The following is an 18,874-nucleotide window of genomic DNA, read 5'->3' on the forward strand; positions in this document are numbered from 1 at the left end:
AGAAACGAATCTCCGTCTGACGACAGCCACGTCGGCCGGTGAGTAAGCAAAACAGTCCAGGAGGACATTCCAGTGGCGAAGGCGAAATTCGAGCGGACCAAGCCGCACGTCAACATCGGGACCATCGGTCACGTCGACCACGGTAAGACCACTCTGACCGCGGCGATCACCAAGGTTCTGCACGACAAGTACCCCGAGCTGAACACGGCGTCGGCGTTCGACCAGATCGACAACGCGCCGGAAGAGAAGCAGCGCGGCATCACGATCAACATCTCGCACGTCGAGTACCAGACCGAGAAGCGTCACTACGCCCACGTGGACGCCCCCGGTCACGCGGACTACATCAAGAACATGATCACCGGTGCGGCGCAGATGGACGGCGCGATCCTCGTGGTCGCGGCGACCGACGGCCCGATGCCGCAGACCCGTGAGCACGTGCTGCTCGCGAAGCAGGTCGGCGTGCCCTACATCGTGGTCGCGCTGAACAAGGCCGACATGGTCGACGACGAAGAGATCCTGGAGCTCGTCGAGCTCGAGGTCCGCGAGCTGCTGTCCTCCCAGGACTTCCCCGGTGACGACGCTCCGGTCGTCAAGGTCTCCGGTCTGAAGGCCCTCGAGGGCGACGCCAAGTGGGGCGAGAGCGTTCTCGAGCTCATGGCGGCCGTCGACGAGAACGTGCCGGACCCGGTGCGCGAGCTCGACAAGCCGTTCCTGATGCCGATCGAAGACGTCTTCACGATCACCGGCCGTGGCACGGTCGTGACCGGCCGTATCGAGCGTGGCCGCGTCAACGTGAACGAAGAGGTCGAGATCGTCGGCATCAAGGAGAAGTCGACCAAGACCACCGTCACCGGTGTCGAGATGTTCCGCAAGCTGCTCGACCAGGGTGAGGCCGGCGACAACGTCGGTCTGCTGGTCCGCGGTATCAAGCGCGAGGACGTCGAGCGCGGCCAGGTCGTCGTGAAGCCGGGCACCACCACCCCGCACACGGAGTTCGAGGGCTCGGTCTACATCCTGTCGAAGGACGAGGGTGGCCGTCACACCCCGTTCTTCAACAACTACCGCCCGCAGTTCTACTTCCGTACGACGGACGTGACCGGCGTGGTGACCCTCAAGGAGGGCACCGAGATGGTCATGCCGGGCGACAACACGGACATCAGCGTTGTGCTGATCCAGCCGGTCGCCATGGACGAGGGTCTGCGTTTCGCCATCCGTGAGGGTGGACGGACCGTGGGCGCCGGCCAGGTCACCAAGATCAACAAGTGATTTAGACGCCCCGTCCGGGGTCAATACACCCCCGGGTTAGGGGCGTCAAATCACGTGTGCGACACTATTCAGGTTGCTCGTCCTGGGGCGGCCGAACCTTTCGAGGTTCCGGCCGCCCTGGTATGAGCGGCCACGGTCCGCGGAGCACTTCCTTCGGGTGAGGCTAGCGGGCAAGGGCGTTTGAGACGGCGATAAGCATTCCGCCGGCTCGACGCCTCCTCACGTTGAGGAAGACCAGGCAAGACGAAGATCCCGCGGGATCCGTCTGTGCGTCGGGCTCGACACGCCCGACCGCGTGGACCGGGGACAGGGCCGTTGAACTGGGAAAACCTCAGCCAGACTGAGGTTTGAAAAGACAAAAGCGGCACGAGACGACAAGGAACGAGCAGCCACCATGGCGGGACAGAAGATCCGCATCCGGCTCAAGGCCTACGACCACGAGGCGATCGACACCTCGGCGCGCAAGATCGTCGAGACGGTCACGCGCACCGGCGCCCGTGTTGTCGGGCCGGTGCCGCTGCCCACCGAGAAGAACGTTTACTGCGTCATCCGCTCGCCGCACAAGTACAAGGACTCGCGCGAGCACTTCGAGATGCGCACGCACAAGCGTCTGATCGACATCCTCGACCCGACGCCGAAGACGGTCGACGCGCTCATGCGCATCGACCTGCCGGCGAGCGTCGACGTCAACATCCAGTAGCGGCTGGCGAGCGGCGGAGAGTAAGAGACTCATGTCTGACAGGCAAATGAAGGGCATTCTGGGCACCAAGCTCGGTATGACCCAGGTCTTCGACGAGAACAACCGGGTCGTCCCGGTGACCGTCGTGCAGGCCGGCCCGAACGTGGTCACCCAGGTTCGGACCCAGGAAACCGACGGCTACAAGGCCGTGCAGCTGGCTTTCGGCGCGGTCGACCCGCGCCGGGTCAACAAGCCTCGCACCGGCCACTTCGACAAGGCGAGCGTGACTCCGCGTCGTTTCCTTGCCGAGCTGCGTACCACCGACGCCGAGACCTACGAGGTCGGCCAGGAGATCACCGCTGAGGTGTTCGAGGCCGGTATCGAGGTCGACGTGACCGGTACCAGCAAGGGCAAGGGCTACGCCGGTGTCATGAAGCGTCACGGCTTCAAGGGCCAGGGCGCGAGCCACGGCGCACAGGCCGTGCACCGCAAGCCCGGCTCGATCGGTGGCTGTGCCACCCCGGGCCGTGTCTTCAAGGGCCTGCGCATGGCGGGCCGGATGGGCAACGACCGGGTCACCACGCAGAACCTGACTGTGCACGCGGTGCGTGCCGAGGACGGCCTGCTGCTGATCAAGGGCGCCGTGCCCGGTCCCAAGGGCGGCCTGCTGTTCGTTCGCAGCGCCGCGAAGGGTGGTAACTGAACATGACCAGCGTCGAGCTGAAGACCCCGGCCGGTAAAGCCGACGGCACGGTCGAGCTCCCCTCGGAGATCTTCGACGTGCAGGCCAACGTGCCCCTCATGCACCAGGTCGTGATCGGCCAGCTGGCCGCCGCGCGCCAGGGCACGCATGACACCAAGACCCGCGGTGAAGTCCGCGGTGGTGGCAAGAAGCCGTACCGCCAGAAGGGCACCGGCCGCGCCCGCCAGGGTTCGACCCGTGCGCCGCAGTTCGTCGGCGGTGGTGTCGTCCACGGCCCCACGCCGCGTGACTACACCCAGCGCACCCCGAAGAAGATGAAGGCCGCCGCTCTGCGTGGCGCCCTCTCGGACCGGGCCCGCGCCGGACAGCTGCACGTCGTCACCGAACTGGTGACCGGCGAGAAGCCGTCCACCAAGTCCGCCAAGGCCGTCATCGCCGCGGTGACCCAGGCCAAGCGCGTTCTCGTGGTGCTGCACCGCGACGACGAGCTGAGCTGGAACTCGCTGCGGAACCTGGCCGAGGTCCACCTCATCACGCCCGACCAGCTCAACACCTACGACGTGTTGGTCAACGACGACGTGGTGTTCACCAAGGCCGCTTACGACGTGTTCGTCGCCGGCCCCGTCCGGGGCAAGGGCGCGAAGGCTTCGGCTCGGTCGAGCGAGGTTGAAGGGAGTGACGAGCAGTGAGTGCGATCGCCATCCCCGATCCCCGCGACATCTTGCTCGCGCCGGTGATCTCCGAGAAGTCCTACGGACTGCTTGAAGACCACAAGTACACGTTCGTGGTTCGCCCGGACGCCAACAAGACCCAGATCAAGATCGCGGTCGAGAAGGTGTTCGGCGTCAAGGTGGTCAGTGTCAACACCCTCAACCGCCAGGGCAAGCGTAAGCGGACTCGCGCCGGCTTCGGCAAGCGCAAGGACACCAAGCGCGCCATCGTGACTCTTTCGGCTGAGAGCAAGCCGATCGAGATCTTCGGCGGACCCACCGCGTAAAGGACTGAGCTGACACATGGGCATCCGCAAGTACAAGCCGACGACCCCGGGTCGTCGCGGCTCCAGCGTCTCCGACTTCGCCGAGATCACTCGGTCCACCCCGGAGAAGTCGCTGCTGCGTCCGCTGAGCAAGACCGGCGGCCGTAACTCCAGCGGCAAGATCACCACCCGTCACAAGGGTGGTGGCCACAAGCGTGCGTACCGGCTGATCGACTTCCGCCGGAACGACAAGGACGGCGTTCCCGCCAAGGTCGCGCACATCGAGTACGACCCCAACCGGTCCGCTCGTATCGCGCTCCTGCACTACGCCGACGGCGAGAAGCGCTACATCATCGCCCCGGAGAAGCTCAAGCAGGGTGACACGGTTGAGAACGGCCCCCGCGCCGACATCAAGCCGGGTAACAACCTGCCGCTGCGCAACATCCCGGTCGGCACCGTGATCCACGCGATCGAGCTCCGCCCCGGTGGCGGCGCGAAGATGGCGCGGTCCGCCGGTGCCAAGGTGCAGCTGGTGGCGAAGGACGGGCCTTACGCCCAGCTTCGTCTCCCGTCGGGCGAGATCCGGAACGTCGACGTGCGCAACCGCGCCACCATCGGCGAGGTCGGCAACTCCGACCACTCCAACATCAACTGGGGCAAGGCGGGCCGTAACCGCTGGCGCGGCAAGCGTCCCACCGTCCGTGGTGTCGTCATGAACCCGGTCGACCACCCGCACGGTGGTGGTGAGGGTAAGACCTCCGGTGGTCGTCACCCGGTGAACCCGAACGGTAAGCCCGAGGGTCGTACCCGTCGCCGCAAGGCTTCGGACTCGATGATCGTCCGACGTCGCCGTACCGGCAAGAACAAGCGCTGAGCAGGGAGGTAGAAGCACATGCCACGTAGCCTTAAAAAAGGCCCCTTCGTGGACGACCACCTGCTCAAGAAGGTGGACGTTCTCAACGAGTCGGGCAAGAAGACCGTGATCAAGACTTGGTCGCGTCGGTCCACGATCATCCCGGATTTCCTGGGTCACACGATCGCGGTGCACGACGGACGCAAGCACGTCCCGGTGTTCGTCACCGAGGCGATGGTGGGTCACAAGTTGGGCGAGTTCGCCCCGACTAGGACCTTCAAAGGCCACATCAAGGACGACCGCAAGTCGCGCCGCCGCTGAGCGGGCACGAGAGAACAAGGAAGCTAGCGATGAACGCCCAGAACGACGTGGCCGAGGCATTGCCGACGGCTTACGCGCGGGCTCGCTTCGTCCGGGACTCGCCTACCAAGGTGCGCCGGGTGATCGAGCTGATCAAGGGACGTAGCGCCGCCGACGCCTTGGCCGTGCTCCAGTTCGCCCCGCAGGCGGCAAGCGAGCCGGTCGCGAAGGTGCTCGCCAGCGCCATGGCCAACGCCGAGAACAACCTCGATCTCGATCCGGACACCCTCTGGATCAAGAACGCCTACGCCGACGAGGGCCCGACCCTCAAGCGCATCCGTCCGCGGGCCCAGGGCCGCGCGTACCGGATCCGTAAGCGGACCAGCCACATCACCGTCGAGGTGGAGTCGCGTCCGAAGGCCGAGGCCAAGAAGGCACAGGGCAAGAAGAAGGCAGGTGGCCGGTAGTGGGCCAGAAGATCAACCCGCACGGCTTCCGCCTGGGTATCACCACGGACTGGAAGTCGCGTTGGTACGCCGACAAGCAGTACGCGGAGTACGTGGCCGAGGACGTCAAGATCCGGAAGCTGCTGTCCACGGGCATGGAGCGCGCCGGGATCTCCAAGGTCGAGATCGAGCGCACCCGTGACCGGGTCCGCGTCGACATCCACACCGCCCGGCCGGGCATCGTCATCGGCCGTCGCGGCGCGGAGGCCGACCGCATCCGCGGCGCGCTGGAGAAGCTGACCGCCAAGCAGGTCCAGCTGAACATCCTCGAGGTCAAGAACCCCGAGGCCGACGCCCAGCTCGTCGCTCAGGGTGTCGCGGAGCAGCTGAGCAACCGTGTGGCGTTCCGCCGCGCGATGCGCAAGGCGATCCAGACCTCCATGCGCTCGCCGCAGGTCAAGGGCATCCGCGTGCAGTGCGGCGGTCGTCTCGGCGGTGCCGAGATGTCCCGCTCCGAGCACTACCGCGATGGCCGCGTCCCGCTGCACACGCTGCGTGCCGACATCGACTACGGCTTCTTCGAGGCCAAGACGACGTTCGGTCGCATCGGCGTGAAGGTGTGGATCTACAAGGGCGAGCTCGTGGGCGGCCTCAAGGCCAGGGAGGCGCGTGACGCCGCCGCGGCCGCCGAGCGTGCCCCGCGCCGTGACCGTGGTGACCGTCCGTCCCGCCCGCGCCGTTCCGGTGCGTCGGGCACGACGCCGACCTCGACCGAAGCCGGTCGGGCCGCTGCCGCCGCCAAGAGCGACGACACCGCCCCTGCGGCCGTTGAGGCCCCGGCTGCTGAGACTGCAGAAAAGACGGAGGGCTGACACGTGCTCATCCCGCGCAGGGTCAAGCACCGGAAGCAGCACTCCCCGAAGCGCCACGGTGCCGCCAAGGGCGGTACGAATGTGAGCTTCGGCGAGTACGGCATCCAGGCGCTTGAGCACAGCTACGTGACCAACAGGCAGATCGAGTCCGCTCGTATCGCCATGACGCGTCACATCAAGCGTGGCGGCAAGGTGTGGACGACCATCTACCCGGACCGCCCGCTGACCAAGAAGCCGGCGGAAACCCGCATGGGTTCCGGTAAGGGTTCGCCCGAGTGGTGGATCGCCAACGTGAAGCCGGGCCGCGTGATGTTCGAGATCTCGTTCCCGAACGAGGAGACCGCCCGCGAGGCGCTCCGTCGCGCGATCCACAAGCTGCCCATGAAGTGCCGCATCGTGACCCGTGAAGGTGGTGAGTTCTGATGGCGAAGGCAGGTGCTGCCCAGGCATCGGAGCTGCGTGAGCTCACCGCGGAAGAGCTCGTTCTGCGTTTGAAGGAATACAAGGAGGAGCTCTTCAACCTCCGCTTCCAGATGGCGACCGGACAGCTCGACAACAACCGCCGTCTGCGCACCGTCCGCACGGACATCGCGCGGATCTACACGGTCATGCGCGAGCGTGAACTCGGCCTGTCCGTTTCCCCTGACGCCGAGAGTGAAGGTGCCGCATGAGCGAGCAGCCCAACGCTGAGGCGGCCCCCCGTAACGACCGCAAGGTCCGTGAGGGTTACGTCGTCTCGGACAAGATGAACAAGACGATCGTGGTCGAGCTCGAAGACCGCAAGAAGCACCGTCGTTACGCCAAGGTTCTCCGCAGCACCAGCAAGGTCAAGGTGCACGACGAGAACAACGAAGCTGGCGTCGGCGACCGGGTCACCCTGATGGAGACCCGCCCGCTGTCGGCGACCAAGCGCTGGCGTCTGGTGCAGATCGTGGAGAAGGCCAAGTAAGTAGGGCTCTTTTTGAGTCCCTTAGTTCCGCAAGGCTCGCGTTTCAGCGCGAGAACCAGCGCGACATACAGGAGTAGACGTGATCCAGCAGGAGTCGCGGCTTCGGGTTGCCGACAACACGGGCGCGAAGGAAATCCTTTGCATCCGCGTTCTCGGCGGCTCGGGGCGGCGCTACGCGGGCATCGGCGACGTCATCGTCGCCACCGTGAAGGACGCCATGCCGGCTGCCGGCGTGAAGAAGGGTGACGTCGTCAAGGCCGTCATCGTTCGCACGCGCAAGGAGCGCCGTCGTCCGGACGGTTCTTACATCCGCTTCGACGAAAACGCTGCTGTGCTCATCAAGAACGACAATGAGCCTCGCGGCACCCGCATCTTCGGCCCGGTGGGCCGCGAGCTGCGCGACCGAAAGTTCATGAAGATCATTTCGCTCGCGCCGGAGGTGTTGTAGAGCATGAAGGTGAAGAAGGGCGACACGGTCGTCGTCATCGCCGGCAAGGACAAGGGTGCCAAGGGCAAGGTCATCCAGGCCTACCCCGAGCGTGAGCGCGTGCTGGTCGAAGGCGTGAACCGGATCAAGAAGCACACGCGGATCTCCCAGACCCAGCGCGGTGCGCAGTCCGGCGGCATCGTCACCCAGGAGGCGCCCATCCACGTCTCGAACGTGATGGTCGTCGACTCCGACGGCAAGCCGGCTCGCATCGGCTACCGCATCGGCGAGGACGGCAAGAAGGTCCGGGTCTCGCGCCGGAACGGTAAGGACATCTGATCATGACCACCGCAGAGAAGATCGCCCCGCGCCTCAAGGTGCGGTACCGCGAGGAGATCAAGGGACAGCTCCAGGAGGAGTTCTCCTTCGAGAACGTCCACCAGATCCCGGGCGTCGTCAAGGTCGTCGTGAACATGGGTGTCGGTGACGCCGCCCGTGACAGCAAGCTGATCGAAGGCGCCATCCGCGACCTGGCCGCGATCACCGGGCAGAAGCCCGAGGTTCGCAAGGCTCGCAAGTCCATCGCGCAGTTCAAGCTGCGTGAGGGCCAGCCGATCGGTGCGCGCGTCACGCTGCGCGGCGACCGGATGTGGGAGTTCCTCGACCGGCTGCTGACCATCGCGCTTCCGCGTATCCGTGACTTCCGCGGGCTTTCGCCGAAGCAGTTCGACGGCAACGGCAACTACACGTTCGGTCTCAACGAGCAGTCCATGTTCCACGAGATCGACCCGGACGCCATCGACCGCCCGCGCGGTATGGACGTCACTGTCGTCACCACCGCCAACACCGACGACGAGGGCCGCGCGCTGCTTCGCAAGCTCGGCTTCCCGTTCAAGGAGAACTGAGTCGATGGCCAAGAAAGCACTGGTCCACAAGGCCGCGAAGACGCCGAAGTTCAAGGTTCGCGGTTACACGCGTTGCCAGCGATGCGGTCGCCCGCACGCGGTGTTCCGCAAGTTCGGGCTCTGCCGGATCTGCCTTCGCGAGATGGCACACGCGGGCGAGCTGCCCGGCGTCCGCAAGTCCAGCTGGTAAGAGTCTTTTTTAACTCCCACTTCGCCACAGGCCTTGCAGTCGATGCAGGGAACCAGGGCGAGAAAGGTTGACAGGTCACCATGACGATGACCGACCCCATCGCAGACTTCTTGACCCGTCTGCGTAACGCGAACTCGGCTTACCACGACGAGGTCGTGCTTCCCCACTCGAAGATCAAGGCGAACATCGCCGAGATCCTCAAGCGCGAGGGCTACATCTCGGGCTACCGCGACGAGCCGGGCGAGAAGCACAAGAACCTCATCGTGGAGCTGAAGTACGGCCCCAACCGTGAGCGCAGCATCGCCGGCCTTCGCCGCGTGTCCAAGCCCGGCCTGCGGGTCTACGCAAAATCGACCGAACTGCCGTCGGTTCTCGGTGGCCTCGGCGTCGCGATCATCTCGACGTCGTCCGGCCTCCAGACCGACCGTCAGGCCAAGCGAAACAGCGTGGGCGGCGAAGTCCTCGCCTACGTCTGGTAAGGAAGGGGGCACAGACATGTCACGCATTGGAAAGCTGCCGGTCGCCGTCCCCTCCGGGGTCGAGGTGACCATCGATGGTCAGCAGATCAAGGTCAAGGGGCCCAAGGGCACCCTTGAGCACACCATCGCCGAGCCGATCACCGTGGAGCGCGCCGAAGACGGCACGCTGCAGGTGAAGCGGCCCGACGAGGAGCGCACCAGCCGTGCCCTGCACGGTCTCACCCGGACGCTGGTCAACAACCTCGTCGTCGGTGTGACCGAAGGCTACGAGAAGAAGCTCGAAATCCACGGTGTCGGTTACCGCGTGCAGGCCAAGGGTTCGGACCTCGAGTTCGCCCTCGGCTACAGCCACCCGGTGAAGATCGAGGCCCCGGAAGGCATCACCTTCAAGGTCGAGACCCCCACCCGGTTCTCGGTCTCGGGCATCGACAAGCAGAAGGTCGGCCAGATCGCCGCGGTCATCCGCAAGCTGCGCCGCCCGGACCCGTACAAGGGCAAGGGCCTGCGCTACGAGGGTGAGAAGATCCGCCGCAAGGTCGGAAAGACGGGTAAGTGATCATGAGCGACACGACTACGAAGCGCAAGCCGGTCGGCAAGGACATCTCGACCCGCCGCCGCGTCGCGAAGGCCCGTCGGCACTTCCGCCTTCGCAAGAAGATCAACGGCACGGACCAGCGCCCGCGCCTGGTCGTCAAGCGTTCGTCGCGGCACATCGCCGTGCAGCTGATCGACGACCTCGCCGGCAAGACCCTGGCGTCGGCGTCCACCCTCGAGGCGGACGTCCGCGCGCTCGACGGCGACAAGAAGGCCAAGGCCGCGAAGGTCGGGGAGCTTGTCGCCAACCGCGCCAAGAACGCCGGTGTCTCGACCGTGGTGTTCGACCGTGGCGGTAACGCTTACCACGGCCGCATCGCCGCTCTCGCTGACGCCGCCCGTGAAGCGGGGTTGGAATTCTGATGCAGATGCTCGTGAATGGAAGGAAAGCCTGATGCCGGGACGTACACGGCAATTCGGCGGCGGACAGGGCGGACCCGGCGGGCAGGGCGGCAACGACCGCAATGAACGTCGTGGTGGCGGCCGGGATCGTCGCGACAGCGGTCGTGGCGGGGCCGGCCAGGACAAGACCCCGCACCTCGAGAAGGTCGTGACGATCAACCGCGTCGCCAAGGTCGTCAAGGGTGGTCGTCGCTTCAGCTTCACCGCCCTGGTGGTCGTCGGTGACGGCGACGGTCAGGTCGGCGTCGGCTACGGCAAGGCCAAGGAAGTTCCCGCGGCCATCGCCAAGGGCGTCGAGGAAGCGAAGAAGAACTTCTTCCGCGTTCCCCGCGTCGGTGGCACCATTCCCCACCCCATCCAGGGTGAGGAAGCCGCCGGTGTCGTGCTGCTGCGTCCGGCTTCCGCCGGTACCGGTGTCATCGCCGGTGGTCCGGTCCGCGCGGTGCTGGAGTGCGCGGGTGTCCACGACGTGCTGTCGAAGTCGCTCGGCTCCGACAACGCGATCAACATCGTGCACGCGACCGTGGCGGCCCTGAAGGGTCTGCAGCGTCCCGAAGAGGTCGCGGCCCGCCGCGGTCTCCCGCTCGAGGACGTCGCCCCGGCTCGGATGCTGCGCCAGCGTGCGGGTCAGGGGGTCTGACATGACTCAGCTCAAGGTGACCCAGGTCAAGAGCAAGATCGGCACCAAGCACAACCACCGTGAATCGCTGCGTACCCTCGGGCTGCGCAAGATCCGGCAGTCTGTGGTGCGTGAAGACACCCCCCAGGTTCGCGGCCTCATCCACACGGTCCGCCACCTGGTGGAGGTCGAGGAGGTCAAGGCATGACTGCCATCAAGATCCACCACCTTCGTCCGGCTCCGGGCGCGAAGCGCGAGAAGATGCGCGTCGGCCGTGGTGAGGGCTCGAAGGGCAAGACCGCCGGTCGCGGTACCAAGGGCACCAAGGCCCGGAAGAACGTGCCCGCCGGTTTCGAGGGTGGGCAGATGCCCATCCACATGCGGCTCCCGAAGCTTCGCGGCTTCAAGAACCGCTTCCGTACCGAGTACCAGCCGGTGAACCTGGGCGACATCGCCCGCGTCTTCCCGGAGGGTGGCAAGGTCGGCAACGAGGAGCTCGTCGCGAAGGGTCTTGTTCGCAAGAACAAGCTCGTGAAGGTGCTCGGGAACGGTGACCTGAACGGCGTCAAGCTGGACGTCACCGCCGACGCTTTCTCCGGCTCCGCCAAGGAGAAGCTCTCCGCCGCCGGTGGCTCCGCCACCACGCTCTGAGCTTTCTTCGCTCGCTTCACCGAAAGGCCCGCCAGGCTCCGCCAGGCGGGCCTTTCGCTTGCGCTCACCCCGTGCGCCTTTAGCCCCCTAATCGCGATCTGGCCTTTCCGCCCGGCGCTCGCGCCGACTTGCGTTTAGCCCCCTAATCGCGATCCCGGTGCGGGCAGCCCGTCCGGCCCCCGGATCGCGATTAGGGGGCTAAAGGCGCTCTGGCCGAGGAGGCCGGAGCATGGCGGAGGGGGGCCTGACCTGGGAGGATCGTGGGGTGGCCATACCTCCAGGGCAGGATCCGCAGCCCCCTCAGCAGGCGGATGCCCCGCCGATCGTCGTATCGGTCCCGGGTCCCATGGATCCCGCGGAAAGGCCAGTGCGGTCCGGCCGGCTCGAGCCCCGCAGGCTCGTCGCGGCGGGACTGGCGGCCTTGTCCCTGGTGTTGACCCTCATGGGCTGTCTCTTCCCGTTCTTCAGCACCGAGCATCGACTCAGCTTCGATCCCAGCGCCGAGGTCGTGATCGAGGTCGTGCACGGTGCGTGGGACCTGAAGATCATCCAACCCGACCACCCTCCACAGACGACATCGACGTCGCCCGTCGGCATCCCGCTCCTGATCGCCGCGGCGTTCCTGCTGGTGGCCACGGTCGCCAGTGTCCGCGCCGCCCGCCTCCGAGGTCCGGGCACTTTGGACCGATGGTTCACCACCATCGCGGCGGTATTCCTCGCGGGCGTCGTCGTCACCGCCGTCACGTTGGGGCTCGGACGCCCGATGGGAGAGGGCACTGGGGTGACGCTGACGCTGGAGGCGGGCATGTGGGCGCTCTTCGCCGCGGTCGTGACCGCGGCGGGTGCGGCTGTGATGAGCCACCGCGTCCAGCACGACGAGGTCTCGATGAACGGCGACCCGAGCCTCGCGGACATGCCCACACCGAAAGACGGCATCTCCATCACGGTGCTTCCGCCGGAGGCACCGTCGTCGGCACCGGACTATTCGGCGTTCGCGCCTGCGCCGCAATCCGGCGCAAAAGAGCGCGATTAGCCCGCTAAACGCGCTCGCGGCCGCCGATACGGTGGGGGAGGAGGTGGCCGATGACTTGGGTAGCGGTCTTTTTCGGAGCGGCGGTGCTCGTGGCTTTTACGCCAGGGGCGAACAATCTGCTCGGCCTGCACCACGGCATGACACAGGGGGCGTGGAAAGGGCTCGCCGGCCTGTTAGGCCGTTTGGCCGCATTCACGGTGTTGATCGCAGCTGTCGCGGCAGGGCTCGGACAGCTCCTCGCGGCTTCCGAACTTGCACTCACGGTGATCAAGTGGGCGGGCGTCGCCTACCTGGTCTGGATCGGCGGGCGCCTGCTGTGGTCGACGTTCCGGGCCGGGCGAACCGCGCTGGTCCAGGCGCCGCAGGGTACTGAATCCATACCGGCGCTACGGATCGCGAGGAAGGAATTCGTCGTCGCGATCACGAACCCGAAGGCGATCCTCATCTTCACCGCGTTCGTGCCTCAGTTCATCGACGCAGCTCACGGCTCCTTTTCCAGCCAGATCGCGATCCTCGGCGTCGTCTACCTGCTCGCCGAGTTCGTCGCGGGTGCGACCTACATCGGGGCGGGAGCGCTCGTGAAGTCGCTCCGGCTGTCTCGCCGCGCGAGTCGGAACGTCGACCGCGGCACCGGCGTCGTGCTCCTCGGGATGGCGGGCGCGCTCGCCGCTTCGAGCTCCTGAACCCCGTCCCTGATCACAGCGCGTTTAGCGGGCTAAGTGTGATCCGGTGGGGCCAGGAAAGTGAGTGACGACAAGGTGATCTGTCAAGGTTCCGGAGCGAGAAGCGCGAGTCGATCAACCTCGCGGACCAACCTTCGTCCGGAAAACCCACACGCACTGCGGACACGCCCAGTGAAGCTGTTAGAGTCGGCGACACGCTTCGGGACGAGTGTGCCCCGAAGCGTTCCTGGCTTGTGCCAGAAAGCTGTGTGTTCCCGCCGGCCCCAGGCCGGCCAAGCCGATCGTCGGTAAGACAGCCGACGACGCCGAGGAGGTTCCCCGCGTGCTCAGCGCCTTCCGCTCGGCTCTAGCGACGCCGGATCTACGTAAGAAGATCCTGTTCACGCTAGCCATCGTCGCGGTCTACCGAATCGGTGCCACCATTCCGGCCCCGGGTATCTCGTATTCCGCCGTGCAGCAATGTACGGAGACCGGGTCGCAGGAGGGCGTCTATCAGCTGCTGAACCTGTTCAGTGGCGGTGCACTGCTGCAGCTGTCGCTGTTCTCGACCGGCATCATGCCGTACATCACGGCGAGCATCATCGTCCAGCTCCTCACCGTGGTCATCCCGCGGTTCGAGGAACTGAAGAAGGAAGGCCAGGCCGGCCAGGGCAAGCTGACCCAGTACACCCGGTACCTGACGATCGCCCTCGCGATCCTGCAGGCCACCGGTGTGGTGGCGCTCGCCGACCGCAAGCAGCTCTTCCCGCAGTGCGACACCGCGATCATCCCGGACAACAGTGTCTACACGCTGGCCATCATCGTCATCACGATGACCGCCGGTACCGCCGTCATGATGTGGCTGGGTGAGCTGATCACCGAGCGCGGCGTCGGCAATGGCATGTCCGTCCTCATCTTCCTGAACATCGCGGCCCGGATCCCGATCGAGGGTGGCAACATCCTCAGCAGCGCCGGCCCGGTGGTCTTCACCCTGATCTGCGTGTTCGGCCTGGTGATCATCGCCAGCGTCATCTTCGTCGAGCAGGGCCAGCGCCGGATCCCGGTGCAGTACGCCAAGCGCATGATCGGCCGTCGCATGTACGGCGGAACGTCGACGTACCTGCCGATCAAGGTGAACCAGGCCGGCGTCATCCCGGTCATCTTCGCCTCGTCGCTGCTCTACCTGCCGGACCTGATCAGCCGCCTCGTCGGTGACGCCAACAGCAACGCCGGCTGGCAGGTCTTCATCCAGAACTACATCGTCAACCAGTCCAGCTGGGCGCACGTCCTGCTGTACTTCGCGTTGATCATCTTCTTCACGTACTTCTACATCACGATCACGTTCAACGTGGACGAGCGTGCGGAAGAAATGAAGAAGTTCGGTGGCTTCATCCCGGGTATCCGTCCGGGCCGTCCCACCGCGGAGTACCTCAGCTACGTCCTCGGCCGCATCACCCTGCCGGGCTCGCTGTACCTGGGCATCATCGCGATCCTTCCGAACTTCTTCCTGTCCGTTACCGGTAGCGGGAACAACCAGAACTTCCCGTTCGGTGGCACGGCTGTGCTGATCATGGTCGGTGTCGGTCTCGACACCGTGAAGCAGATCGAAAGCCAGCTGATGCAACGTAACTACGAAGGGTTCTTGAAGTGACGCGCCTGGTTCTCGTTGGCCCTCCTGGCGCGGGCAAAGGTACTCAGGCGGTAGCACTGTCGGAGAAGCTCCGGATCCCGCACATCTCGACCGGCGATCTGTTCCGCGCCCACGTGGGCGAGCAGACGCCGCTGGGCCAGGAGGCCAAGCGCTACCTGGATTCCGGCGAACTCGTGCCCGATTCGGTCACGAACGAGATGGTGCGCGAACGCCTTGCCGAACCCGACGCCAAGGTCGGTTTCCTGCTGGACGGGTTCCCTCGGAACACCAAGCAGGCCGACGTTCTCGGTGAGATCCTCGGCGAGGTCGACACCAAGCTGAACGCGGTCATCCAGCTCCAGGTCTCGGAAGACGTCGTCGTCGAGCGGCTGCTGTCCCGCGGCCGCTCTGACGACACCGAAGAGGTCATCCGTCGTCGTCAGCAGATCTACGTGTCCGAGACGGCTCCGCTGCTCGAGTACTACGCGGACATCCTGGTCACCGTCGACGGCGTCGGCACGGTCGACGAGATCTCCGCCCGCGTGCTGGAAGCGCTGCGCGACCGCACGTGAACCTCGGAGGACTGCGTGTACTGCAACGGCTTCGTCGTGGGCGCATGATCGAAATCAAGACTCCTGGCGAGCTCCAGGCGATGCGGGCCGCCGGGCTGGTCGTCTGGCGCACCCTCACCGCGGTGCGCGAGATCGCCAAGCCGGGGGCGACCACGGCCGATCTCGACGAACTCGCCGAGCAGACGATCCGCGACGCCGGCGCGGTGCCCTCGTTCAAGGGGTATCACGGCTTTCCGGCGTCGATCTGCGCTTCGGTGAACGAGCAGATCGTCCATGGCATCCCGTCGAAGACGCAGGCCTTGAACGACGGCGACATCATTTCGGTGGATTGCGGCGCCATCCTCGACGGCTGGCATGGCGACTCCGCGGTCACCCTCGCGATCGGTGAGGTGTCGAAGGCGGATCTGGCGCTTTCGGCCGCCACCGAGGCGGCGATGTGGGCGGGAATCGCCGCGGTGTCGTCCGGCGGTCGGCTCACGGACATCTCGCACGCGGTGCAGACCGCGGCCGAGAACGCGAGCCAGGAAGACGGCATCGAGTACGGGATGATCGTCGAGTACGGCGGTCACGGTATCGGGCGCCAGATGCACATGGACCCGTTCCTGCCGAACCTGGGCAAACCGGGCAAGGGCCCGCGGCTCAAGACCGGCATGGCGCTCGCGATCGAGCCCATGCTGACCGGTGGCGGCGGTGAGACCGTCGAGCTCGACGACGGGTGGACCGTCGTGACCGCGGACGGCTCGCGAGCCGCGCACTGGGAGCACACCGTCGCGATCACCGACGACGGCCCATGGGTGCTGACCGCCCCCGAGGACGCCTGACCTGGGCCTCTCCGCTCTCGGATCGCGTTTAGCCCGCTAAACGCAAGTGCGCCCCGACCTGCGTTTAGCCTCCTAAACGCGATCACCGGAGCGCGTTTAGCCCGCTAAAGGCGAAGGCGCCCGGATCGCAGTTAGCCCGCGAAACGCAAGTCGGTCCGCAGGCCGGCGCAGCGCTCGGGTCGCGTCGGCAGGGCCGCCGCCCGCTACCCCTATCGGGTGCACCTCGCCCGCAGAACGCGCCAGGTCGCAGACCCGCCGGAGCGCGTTTAGCCCGCTAAACGCAGGTCGGCCGGGGGCGTACGATGGTTGAGGTCGCAGCAGGCGGACTCAGGGGTCGTCTAACACAGTCACCCCCCGTTTGGGGCTCACGACACGGGTTGCGTACACTGTCAAGTCGGTGTACTCATCGCGCCCGGATCCTGCGCGCTCGTGAATTCTCGCGGACGGACATTGGACCCGGGTTGGAGTGTGCCGATGCACCACTCAGCCAAGCACTCAAAGCTCTGACTGATAGCACAGCGTAGCGACAGGAAATGCGGAGGACATGGGCAAGAAAGACGGGGCCATCGAGGTCGAAGGCCGCGTAGTCGAGCCGCTCCCCAACGCGATGTTCCGCGTCGAGTTGGAGAACGGCCACAAGGTCCTTGCACACATCAGCGGCAAGATGCGGCAGCACTACATCCGCATTCTGCCCGAGGACAGGGTCGTCGTGGAGCTCTCGCCCTACGACTTGTCTCGTGGTCGCATCGTCTACCGCTACAAGTGATCACGACGAGTTAGCACAAGCAGGAGAGCAGGAGACGTGAAGGTCCAGCCGAGCGTCAAGAAGATCTGCGACAAGTGCAAGGTGATCCGCCGTCACGGCCGGATCATGGTGATCTGCGAGAACCTGCGGCACAAGCAGCGGCAGGGCTGATCACTCGCACTCGTACAGAGTGGATTGACGGCTACACAATCTCCCCGCACCTGCCGGGCCGTGCGAACGGCCCGGTTCACCCTCGGACTTCAGGCCGAGGCCGGGACACCCGAAGCGCAAGCCAAGGGCACGACAGGCGAGTCGGTCCCGGAACCGGACGGGGAGCAGACCTGAAGATGAATTCTATGAAGGAGCATCAACGCCAATGGCACGACTCGCTGGCGTAGACCTCCCCCGCGAAAAGCGGTTGGAGATCGCGCTGACTTACATCTACGGCATCGGCCGTACCCGCTCGAAGCAGCTCATCGCGGCTGCCGAGCTCAACGCGGACACCCGCGTCAAGGATCTGAGCGATGACGACCTCGCCAAGCTGCGGGTCTACATCGAGGAGAACTTCAAGGTCGAGGGTGACCTTCGCCGCGAGGTGAACGCCGACATCCGTCGGAAGATCGAGATCGGGTGCTACGAGGGCCTTCGCTGGCGTCGCGGACTTCCCGTCCGTGGTCAGCGCACCAAGACGAACGCCCGCACCCGTAAGGGTCCGAAGAAGACGGTCGCCGGCAAGAAGAAGGCTGGCAAGAAGTGAGCGTCCAGGGCAAGAAGGTCGTGCAGATGGGCGGCGTCCGCCGTCGTGGCTCGGCTTGTGTCTCGCCCAAGGCGCTCTACGCCCGCCCGATGGCGCTCCGCAACCTGTACACCGACGCCGGTTCGATCATCCGGCGCGGACAGGCCGAAGCGGTCGCCGCTCACCAAGAGAACGCGCGCTAACAGGAGAACCCTCAAAACATGCCACCGAAGTCTCGTACTGCGGCGGGGGCCAAGAAGGTCCGCCGTAAGGAAAAGAAGAATGTCGCGCACGGTCACGCGCACATCAAGAGCACCTTCAACAACACCATCGTCTCGATCACGGACCCGACCGGTGCCGTGATCGCGTGGGCGTCGAGTGGTCACGTGGGCTTCAAGGGCTCGCGTAAGTCCACCCCGTTCGCCGCGCAGATGGCCGCCGAGAGCGCCGCCCGCAAGGCTGCCGAGCACGGCATGAAGAAGGTCGACGTCTTCGTGAAGGGCCCGGGTTCGGGTCGCGAGACGGCGATCCGCTCGCTGCAGGCCGCCGGCCTCGAGGTCGGCACCATCCAGGACGTGACCCCGCAGCCTCACAACGGCTGCCGCCCGCCCAAGCGGCGCCGGGTCTGAGGAACGGGGAGGAGTAAGAAGAAATGGCTCGTTACACCGGCCCCGCGACGCGTATTTCGCGTCGCCTCAAGGTTGACCTCATCGGCGGCGACCAGGCTTTCGAGCGTCGCCCCTACCCGCCGGGCCAGCACGGCCGCGGGCGCATCAAGGAGTCCGAGTACCTCCTGCAGTCGCAGGAGAAGCAGAAGGCTCGCTACACCTACGGCGTTCTCGAGCGTCAGTTCGTCCGGTACTACAAGGAAGCCGTCCGGCGTCCGGGTAAGACCGGTGAGAACCTGCTGCAGATCCTCGAGTCCCGTCTGGACAACGTGATCTACCGCGCCGGCATCGCCCGCACCCGCCGTCAGGCGCGTCAGCTGGTGAGCCACGGTCACTTCGTGGTCAACGGCGTCAAGGTCAACGTGCCCTCGTACCAGGTCAGCAAGTGGGACATCATCGACGTGCGGCCGAAGTCGTTCGCGATGCTGCCCTTCGTCGCTGCCAAGGAGTCGTTCGGCGAGCGTCCCGTTCCCGCGTGGCTCCAGGTTGTTCCGTCCAACCTCCGTGTGCTGGTCCACCAGCTCCCGGAGCGCGCTCAGATCGACGTTCCGGTCCAGGAACAGCTGATCGTCGAGCTCTACTCGAAGTGATCCATCACCGGGCCGGGGAAACCCCGGCCCGGTGTGGGCACGGGCGGCGGCGCCCGGAGTGCGCCGCCGTTTCGCCATCCCTTTCGGTGTCATATGGCGGGCGCCG

The 18,874-nt window shown here is 65.7% G+C and carries 33 protein-coding genes; all 33 read left to right on the top strand.

Going from position 1 to position 18,874, the window contains the following annotated elements; all coding sequences use genetic code 11:
* Positions 1-72: 72 nt before the first annotated feature.
* The 33 genes from tuf to rpsD all read left to right on the top strand — a co-directional run bounded on the left by tuf (position 73) and on the right by rpsD (position 18,768).
* Complete coding sequence (gene tuf, locus DL991_RS36075) at positions 73-1,266, top strand: elongation factor Tu (protein WP_076162999.1); 1,194 nt, start codon at positions 73-75, stop codon at positions 1,264-1,266.
* 394 nt (positions 1,267-1,660) lie between these two features.
* Positions 1,661-1,966, top strand: a complete 306-nt coding sequence (rpsJ, locus tag DL991_RS36080) for a 30S ribosomal protein S10 (protein WP_003102098.1) — start codon at positions 1,661-1,663, stop codon at positions 1,964-1,966.
* Positions 1,967-1,997: 31 nt separating this feature from the next.
* Positions 1,998-2,648: a 50S ribosomal protein L3 gene (rplC, locus tag DL991_RS36085; RefSeq protein WP_125788816.1), complete on the top strand. Its 651-nt coding sequence runs from the start codon at positions 1,998-2,000 to the stop codon at positions 2,646-2,648.
* A gap of 2 nt (positions 2,649-2,650) precedes the next feature.
* Positions 2,651-3,337: a 50S ribosomal protein L4 gene (rplD, locus tag DL991_RS36090; RefSeq protein ID WP_125788817.1), complete on the top strand. Its 687-nt coding sequence runs from the start codon at positions 2,651-2,653 to the stop codon at positions 3,335-3,337.
* Entirely contained in the window at positions 3,334-3,645 is a 312-nt protein-coding gene (gene rplW, locus DL991_RS36095; RefSeq protein WP_101612167.1) for a 50S ribosomal protein L23, read from the top strand. The genes rplD and rplW overlap by 4 nt, the downstream gene beginning before the upstream one ends.
* Positions 3,646-3,661: 16 nt before the next feature.
* Entirely contained in the window at positions 3,662-4,498 is an 837-nt protein-coding gene (gene rplB, locus DL991_RS36100; protein WP_125788818.1) for a 50S ribosomal protein L2, read from the top strand.
* An 18-nt stretch (positions 4,499-4,516) separates the two neighbouring features.
* Positions 4,517-4,798 (top strand): 30S ribosomal protein S19, encoded by a 282-nt coding sequence (gene rpsS, locus DL991_RS36105; protein ID WP_026468892.1) that lies wholly within the window; start codon positions 4,517-4,519, stop codon positions 4,796-4,798.
* A gap of 29 nt (positions 4,799-4,827) precedes the next feature.
* The gene (gene rplV / locus DL991_RS36110; RefSeq protein WP_125788819.1) at positions 4,828-5,244 is read left to right on the top strand and encodes a 50S ribosomal protein L22; all 417 of its coding nucleotides are present in this window, start codon (positions 4,828-4,830) and stop codon (positions 5,242-5,244) included.
* On the top strand, positions 5,244-6,095 hold the full coding sequence (rpsC, locus tag DL991_RS36115) for a 30S ribosomal protein S3 (RefSeq protein ID WP_125788820.1): 852 nt from the start codon (positions 5,244-5,246) through the stop codon (positions 6,093-6,095). Before rplV ends, rpsC begins: the two co-directional genes overlap by 1 nt.
* Before the next feature lie 3 nt (positions 6,096-6,098).
* Positions 6,099-6,518, top strand: coding sequence for a 50S ribosomal protein L16 (gene rplP, locus DL991_RS36120; RefSeq protein ID WP_061979956.1), 420 nt, complete (start codon positions 6,099-6,101; stop codon positions 6,516-6,518).
* Positions 6,518-6,766 carry a 50S ribosomal protein L29 gene (gene rpmC, locus DL991_RS36125; protein WP_007031040.1) on the top strand — a complete coding sequence of 83 codons (249 nt, stop codon included), beginning with the start codon at positions 6,518-6,520 and terminating at the stop codon, positions 6,764-6,766. The genes rplP and rpmC overlap by 1 nt, the downstream gene beginning before the upstream one ends.
* Positions 6,763-7,044, top strand: a complete 282-nt coding sequence (gene rpsQ, locus DL991_RS36130; RefSeq protein ID WP_007031041.1) for a 30S ribosomal protein S17 — start codon at positions 6,763-6,765, stop codon at positions 7,042-7,044. The genes rpmC and rpsQ overlap by 4 nt, the downstream gene beginning before the upstream one ends.
* A 79-nt stretch (positions 7,045-7,123) precedes the next feature.
* Entirely contained in the window at positions 7,124-7,492 is a 369-nt protein-coding gene (rplN, locus tag DL991_RS36135; protein WP_125788821.1) for a 50S ribosomal protein L14, read from the top strand.
* 3 nt (positions 7,493-7,495) lie between these two features.
* Complete coding sequence (gene rplX / locus DL991_RS36140) at positions 7,496-7,810, top strand: 50S ribosomal protein L24 (protein ID WP_125788822.1); 315 nt, start codon at positions 7,496-7,498, stop codon at positions 7,808-7,810.
* Between the two features lie 2 nt (positions 7,811-7,812).
* The gene (gene rplE / locus DL991_RS36145; protein WP_061979954.1) at positions 7,813-8,376 is read left to right on the top strand and encodes a 50S ribosomal protein L5; all 564 of its coding nucleotides are present in this window, start codon (positions 7,813-7,815) and stop codon (positions 8,374-8,376) included.
* A gap of 4 nt (positions 8,377-8,380) precedes the next feature.
* Positions 8,381-8,566, top strand: a complete 186-nt coding sequence (locus DL991_RS36150) for a type Z 30S ribosomal protein S14 (RefSeq protein ID WP_125788823.1) — start codon at positions 8,381-8,383, stop codon at positions 8,564-8,566.
* Positions 8,567-8,646: 80 nt separating this feature from the next.
* Positions 8,647-9,045: a 30S ribosomal protein S8 gene (rpsH, locus tag DL991_RS36155; protein WP_005166791.1), complete on the top strand. Its 399-nt coding sequence runs from the start codon at positions 8,647-8,649 to the stop codon at positions 9,043-9,045.
* A gap of 16 nt (positions 9,046-9,061) precedes the next feature.
* Complete coding sequence (rplF, locus tag DL991_RS36160) at positions 9,062-9,601, top strand: 50S ribosomal protein L6 (protein ID WP_125788824.1); 540 nt, start codon at positions 9,062-9,064, stop codon at positions 9,599-9,601.
* Between the two features lie 2 nt (positions 9,602-9,603).
* Entirely contained in the window at positions 9,604-10,002 is a 399-nt protein-coding gene (gene rplR, locus DL991_RS36165) for a 50S ribosomal protein L18 (protein ID WP_037314970.1), read from the top strand.
* 31 nt (positions 10,003-10,033) lie between these two features.
* Positions 10,034-10,681, top strand: coding sequence for a 30S ribosomal protein S5 (rpsE, locus tag DL991_RS36170; protein WP_076163010.1), 648 nt, complete (start codon positions 10,034-10,036; stop codon positions 10,679-10,681).
* Position 10,682: 1 nt separating this feature from the next.
* On the top strand, positions 10,683-10,868 hold the full coding sequence (gene rpmD, locus DL991_RS36175) for a 50S ribosomal protein L30 (protein ID WP_076163011.1): 186 nt from the start codon (positions 10,683-10,685) through the stop codon (positions 10,866-10,868).
* Complete coding sequence (gene rplO, locus DL991_RS36180; protein ID WP_125788825.1) at positions 10,865-11,311, top strand: 50S ribosomal protein L15; 447 nt, start codon at positions 10,865-10,867, stop codon at positions 11,309-11,311. Before rpmD ends, rplO begins: the two co-directional genes overlap by 4 nt.
* A gap of 367 nt (positions 11,312-11,678) precedes the next feature.
* Positions 11,679-12,344, top strand: a complete 666-nt coding sequence (locus DL991_RS36185; protein ID WP_233599200.1) for a hypothetical protein — start codon at positions 11,679-11,681, stop codon at positions 12,342-12,344.
* Positions 12,345-12,394: 50 nt separating this feature from the next.
* Positions 12,395-13,027 carry a LysE family translocator gene (locus tag DL991_RS36190; RefSeq protein ID WP_125788826.1) on the top strand — a complete coding sequence of 211 codons (633 nt, stop codon included), beginning with the start codon at positions 12,395-12,397 and terminating at the stop codon, positions 13,025-13,027.
* 322 nt (positions 13,028-13,349) lie between these two features.
* Entirely contained in the window at positions 13,350-14,657 is a 1,308-nt protein-coding gene (gene secY / locus DL991_RS36195) for a preprotein translocase subunit SecY (protein WP_034304262.1), read from the top strand.
* Positions 14,654-15,208: an adenylate kinase gene (locus tag DL991_RS36200; protein ID WP_125788827.1), complete on the top strand. Its 555-nt coding sequence runs from the start codon at positions 14,654-14,656 to the stop codon at positions 15,206-15,208. The genes secY and DL991_RS36200 overlap by 4 nt, the downstream gene beginning before the upstream one ends.
* 44 nt (positions 15,209-15,252) lie before the next feature.
* Positions 15,253-16,029 carry a type I methionyl aminopeptidase gene (gene map, locus DL991_RS36205; protein WP_125788828.1) on the top strand — a complete coding sequence of 259 codons (777 nt, stop codon included), beginning with the start codon at positions 15,253-15,255 and terminating at the stop codon, positions 16,027-16,029.
* Positions 16,030-16,573: 544 nt separating this feature from the next.
* Entirely contained in the window at positions 16,574-16,795 is a 222-nt protein-coding gene (infA, locus tag DL991_RS36210; RefSeq protein ID WP_005166804.1) for a translation initiation factor IF-1, read from the top strand.
* A 36-nt stretch (positions 16,796-16,831) separates the two neighbouring features.
* Positions 16,832-16,945 (top strand): 50S ribosomal protein L36, encoded by a 114-nt coding sequence (rpmJ, locus tag DL991_RS36215; protein ID WP_004558882.1) that lies wholly within the window; start codon positions 16,832-16,834, stop codon positions 16,943-16,945.
* A gap of 205 nt (positions 16,946-17,150) precedes the next feature.
* Entirely contained in the window at positions 17,151-17,531 is a 381-nt protein-coding gene (rpsM, locus tag DL991_RS36220; RefSeq protein ID WP_005166805.1) for a 30S ribosomal protein S13, read from the top strand.
* Positions 17,528-17,713, top strand: coding sequence for a hypothetical protein (locus DL991_RS36225; protein ID WP_034304268.1), 186 nt, complete (start codon positions 17,528-17,530; stop codon positions 17,711-17,713). Before rpsM ends, DL991_RS36225 begins: the two co-directional genes overlap by 4 nt.
* Before the next feature lie 18 nt (positions 17,714-17,731).
* Positions 17,732-18,139, top strand: a complete 408-nt coding sequence (rpsK, locus tag DL991_RS36230; RefSeq protein WP_020643222.1) for a 30S ribosomal protein S11 — start codon at positions 17,732-17,734, stop codon at positions 18,137-18,139.
* 23 nt (positions 18,140-18,162) lie between these two features.
* On the top strand, positions 18,163-18,768 hold the full coding sequence (gene rpsD, locus DL991_RS36235) for a 30S ribosomal protein S4 (protein WP_037314696.1): 606 nt from the start codon (positions 18,163-18,165) through the stop codon (positions 18,766-18,768).
* Positions 18,769-18,874: the final 106 nt, after the last annotated feature.

This window comes from Amycolatopsis sp. WAC 01375, assembly GCF_003947325.1.
Taxonomy (GTDB): Bacteria; Actinomycetota; Actinomycetes; order Mycobacteriales; family Pseudonocardiaceae; genus Amycolatopsis.